Here is a 968-nt window from a genome sequence, read left to right as displayed (position 1 = left end):
ATGCTTTTAGCACACCTATTAAAATGGATTAAGGCATGGCAAAGTTGGTATTAGCAATTGATGACGACAAATATGTTCATCATATAATTGAAGAGTCTTTAGCAGGGTTTTGTAAAATAATTCATGCAAAAGATGGCGATGAAGGATTAAGGCTAACCAATAAATATAACCCTGATATTATTTTACTCGATATTGAAATGCCAGGTATGTCAGGCTATGACGTATGTAAAGCGATAAAGCACAGTGAAAGCACTCAAGATATTCCCGTTATGTTTCTCTCATCTAAAATAGAGTTAAGCGATCGGGTAAAAGGTTATAGTGTTGGCGCATCTGATTACATCACTAAGCCCTTTAACGCAGAAGAGTTAATAGCGCGTATAAAAGTGCTTTACGAATATCGACAGCAATGTGCAAAGCTAAAACTGGATATAGCAAAAGCGAATAAAACAGCGGAAATAGCGATGACAGAGTCGGGCGATATGGGCCGTATAATGCGCTACGTTGGACAAAGCTATCACGTTAATAACTTTCAATCGTTGAGTGAACACTTTTTTACCTTTTTTGCTCCTTTAAATTTAGATGTTGTGGTTGTGTTTTGGTATCAAGGAACAGGTGTTTTTTACAGCCAGCAAAGTGGTGTTTGCCCGTTAGAGCAAGAGCTGCTGGAGCAACACAGACAAGCTCAACGATTTGTTGATATTGGTAGTAGTACTATAATTAATTACCCCAAAGTATCCCTTTTAATAAAAAATATGCCAGTTGATAACGATGCTTTGTACGGGCGCTATAAAGATCTGTTCCCGCATATATTAGAAGTAACCAACGAGAAGGTTATTACCATGGAAAGAAGCGAAAGCAGTTATGAGCAGGCAGCTCAAATAAGTACAGCCCTTCAAGATATTGTTAAGCAGTTAACTACACAAAATATAGAGCAAAACAAAAGTACTAAAATATTTATAGAACAGCTA

1 protein-coding gene is annotated in these 968 nt (G+C 37.0%); it reads left to right on the top strand.

Annotated elements, in window-relative coordinates; translation table 11 throughout:
* Positions 1–35: 35 nt before the first annotated feature.
* A partial coding sequence (locus H5072_RS20310) for a PleD family two-component system response regulator (RefSeq protein ID WP_182694619.1) occupies positions 36–968 on the top strand: 933 nt, incomplete at its 3' end.

This window comes from Pseudoalteromonas sp. SR45-5 (genome assembly GCF_014163565.1).
GTDB lineage: Bacteria > Pseudomonadota > Gammaproteobacteria > Enterobacterales > Alteromonadaceae > Pseudoalteromonas > Pseudoalteromonas distincta.
Note: the sequence above shows the minus strand (reverse complement) of the source record. Positions and strands in the feature narration are given on the sequence as shown.